Source organism: Bartonella sp. CM120XJJH, assembly GCF_042194715.1.
GTDB lineage: Bacteria > Pseudomonadota > Alphaproteobacteria > Rhizobiales > Rhizobiaceae > Bartonella.
The window spans coordinates 1-526 of the sequence record NZ_JBHINE010000164.1 but is presented as its reverse complement, the minus strand read 5'-3'; the positions used below and the strand labels follow the sequence as shown (position 1 = coordinate 526).

Genomic DNA, 526 nt, shown 5'->3' with positions numbered 1-526 from the left:
GAGATTGTTGAGACACTCGCCAAACGCCATGGCTATCAAGCAAAGGTCAGTCCCCAGTTCACTAAAAAACCTTTGCCTTATGTGATTCGTACGGATCAATCGGCTGTTGATTTTTTAACCCGCCTTGCCGACCGCATGCAGGCACGTTTTTTGATCAAGGACAATAAGTTTTTGTTTTTAAGCGGAGATAATTTACCAGCACTCCAACTTCATAAACACGACTGTTCCAACTGGGAGTTCACGTTAGAGCCACGCACGCAATATGGCGCCATTGAAGCTGCTTATTTTGATCGCTCAAAAGGGCAGCAATACCAAGTCAAGCATCAGACAGGGTTTAGCGGTCCCGTGCGCCGTTTACGGACTTGTTACACTTGTGAGGAAGAGGCACAAGCTGCTGCTGCTTCCGAGTCGGATAGGTTGTGCCGTGCTGTGGGCAGTGGTTCTTTGATCCTTGCGGGGCGCCCCGAAATCATGGCGGACCAACCTCTTTTATTGCAAGGGTTTCGTGGGCAAATCAATGGTCCAT

The 526-nt window shown here is 49.0% G+C and carries 1 pseudogene; it reads left to right on the top strand.

The annotated features are described in order from the left end of the window. Window positions 1-526: pseudogene (locus ACFIKU_RS10445) on the top strand (phage late control D family protein); the annotation flags it as partial.